Here is a 2,238-nt window from a genome sequence, read left to right as displayed (position 1 = left end):
TTACTGTAAAGCTGCGCCGCGAGCACGCCTGATTCTTGATTGCATCGGGGGGAGCGGCTCTGATGACGATTGTCGTCATGATCGGGCTTACCGATCAGTACGATAGCTTTCTTTACCGGGGCGGATTCGTGCTTTTATCCGTCGTCACGGCTGTAGTCGTAGCGGTTCTCGCCCATCCCGTAAGCCGGTTGGGCAAAGCGTTGGGTTGGAGACCCCTGCGGTGGCTTGGCGTTCGTTCTTACGGCATCTATCTATGGCATTATCCGGTTATTATACTAACTCGTCCTGAAGTAAACACGGGGGAGACCAATATTATACGTAGCATATTACAGGTTGGAATTAGCATTGTGCTCGCCGCATTATCGTGGCGGTTTATCGAGGAGCCCATTCGAAACGGCGGGTTCGGGTACGCATGGAGGCAGGTCCAGAGGTGGGGATCCATGCCGATCCTTGGTAAAATTGCTTCCGTATGCATGATGCTCGTACTGACGATTTGCGTTATCGGCATGACTAGTTTTGCATCCGATACGAAACCAGACTCGGTTCCGTACGAACACAACGATCTTCAAACAGGGACAATACCTCCAGGGAGCATACCGAAACCAAACGGCTCGAAACAGCCATATGGAACTCTAAAGCCGGATGCGGGACGGAAAGTGACCGCGATTGGCGACTCGGTCTTGCTCGATATTGCCCCTTATCTACAAGAGCATCTCCTCGACATTACGATCGACGGCAAAGTGGGCCGCCAGATGTCCCAGGCAAAGGACGTTATTGATCAGCATAAGTCGAATGGTGAGTTAGGTGACGTTGTCATCATCGCACTCGGCACGAATGGTACGTTCTCAGAGAAGACACTCTTTACGCTGCTAGATTCATTAGAAAACGTTCAGCAAATTCTGCTTGTAAATATTCGCGTACCGCGTCCGTGGGAACGCGACGTTAACTTGACCTTGGCGGAGACAGCGAAACAGTTCTCCAACGTGACGCTTGTTGACTGGCACATGGCTAGTTCCGACAAAGATTCATATTTCTCAAGGGACGGCGTACATCTTTCCGAAGAAGGCGCGAAGGCATATGCTGGACTGGTGGCAGAGGCAATCAAGCCTTAACCAAGAACGAATGATAAAAATAATGAAGCAGGAGGGAGTGGATAAAGCTCTCGAAACATTGGAGTAAACTCCGAATGGGCGTGTTTCCGTCGCTCATGCAAGAGACTCATCTGGAATCCACAGGTTTTCGGTAATGTGAAGAATCAATGGTCCAAAGGACATGGATATTGACTCTTAATTTAAATGAAAGTTATTGACGTGCTCAAGGCAGTGTTTCAAAAACTGGAATTCCAGATGAACAAAACCAAATCCAAACTGGTGAATCTGTGGGGATAAACATAACCGAAGAACCAGTTTTTTATATACCAAAAGCGGATGAATGGAGATCTAGACCCGAGAACTCCAAACAGGGCAGTGGAGACATAATCTCCTGGGAAATTGGTGAGAAACATACACAAGAATTATTGTCATACATCGAGCTAGGGATGGATAAGTATGAGCGGGCATTGGCAGATGGAATTTGCGCTGAACAAGCGCGATTGTTCTTACCCTCATATGGAATGTATGTCCGTTGGTATTTGACCGCATCCGTTCAATCGGTTTCTCATTTCTTGGCGCAACGATTAGAGCATGATGCTCAAAAAGAAATTCAGGACTACGCAAAGGCAGTATTAGAACTAATAAAATCAAAGGCGGCCGATCAACGTGATCGGCTGCTTTTGTTCAACGAACGGGCAGGATAGTGTTACTACAATGTTGAATAATGGAGAACAGCAATGCCCCACAGGAGGGAGACGATGGATAGAATAGTTCCTTTTTTATTGTGGAAATAATCCAATACGACCAAGCCCACGTTTTACCAGCGTATAAAGGAATACGAGATGGAGACCAGGCTATAGCGAGGAGGAATCTGCATGGAAGCTGTTAAGCTAACCGGTACATATACAGTAGATAATTGCGGCAAAAAGGAATTTTACGGCACGTACTATTCATCCGAAGTATTGAATGAAGGCAAGGGCGGCAAAGCTCCGAAATTGGTTCAAAATCACGGAGCATCCGACGAAGAAATCCGGAATATGGAACAATGGTTGAAAACCTTAAGCTACATCGTTCATGGCAATGATATTTCTCTTGGCTGCACGGAAGAACAAATCGAAGACGCGGAAGAAAGGTTAGGAATTTCATT

At 46.9% G+C, this 2,238-nt stretch carries 3 protein-coding genes; all 3 read left to right on the top strand.

The annotated features are described in order from the left end of the window. Window positions 1-62 precede the first annotated feature (62 nt). Window positions 63-1,112 carry an acyltransferase family protein gene (locus XI25_RS13065; RefSeq protein WP_052759600.1) on the top strand — a complete coding sequence of 350 codons (1,050 nt, stop codon included), beginning with the start codon at window positions 63-65 and terminating at the stop codon, window positions 1,110-1,112. 266 nt (window positions 1,113-1,378) lie between these two features. Continuing rightward, complete coding sequence (locus tag XI25_RS13060; RefSeq protein ID WP_327204779.1) at window positions 1,379-1,795, top strand: FAD-dependent thymidylate synthase; 417 nt, start codon at window positions 1,379-1,381, stop codon at window positions 1,793-1,795. 171 nt (window positions 1,796-1,966) lie between these two features. Continuing rightward, window positions 1,967-2,238, top strand: a 272-nt coding sequence (locus XI25_RS13055; protein ID WP_046678999.1) for a hypothetical protein, incomplete at its 3' end; no start/stop codon positions are given.

The organism is Paenibacillus sp. DMB20 (genome assembly GCF_000987955.1).
In the GTDB taxonomy this organism is placed as follows: domain Bacteria; phylum Bacillota; class Bacilli; order Paenibacillales; family Paenibacillaceae; genus Paenibacillus_AQ.
This window is presented reverse-complemented; position numbering and strand designations above follow the sequence as displayed.

Excerpts from the sequence above, each read along its gene's own strand:
- XI25_RS13065 (WP_052759600.1), top strand. The coding sequence starts at position 63 with ATGACGATTGTCGTCATGATCGGGCTTACCGATCAGTACGATAGCTTT.